The following is a 252-nucleotide window of genomic DNA, read 5'->3' on the forward strand; positions in this document are numbered from 1 at the left end:
CCTGCGCACCGGCATGACCAACACCGACGGCGTCTACATCGAAGGGCGCCGCATCGACAGCGGCGACTGCAGCGGACCGCGCAGCGCGCGCAACGTGCTGCTGCACCCGGACGTCGACGCGGCCGTGTTCGAGACCGCGCGCGGCGGCCTGCTGCGCGAAGGGCTGGCCTTCGACCGCTGCCAGGTGGCGGTGGTGACCAACGTCGGCGCCTGCATTTCGCCCAACCCCTTGTGCACGGCTTCAAGACGGTC

1 protein-coding gene is annotated in these 252 nt (G+C 71.0%); it reads left to right on the forward strand.

Annotated features, from left to right (window positions below):
* Positions 1-252, forward strand: a 252-nt coding sequence (locus KVT32_RS30805) for a hypothetical protein (RefSeq protein WP_217619507.1), incomplete at both ends; no start/stop codon positions are given.

The organism is Achromobacter sp. GbtcB20 (genome assembly GCF_019091095.1).
In the GTDB taxonomy this organism is placed as follows: Bacteria; Pseudomonadota; Gammaproteobacteria; order Burkholderiales; family Burkholderiaceae_B; genus Achromobacter; species Achromobacter mucicolens.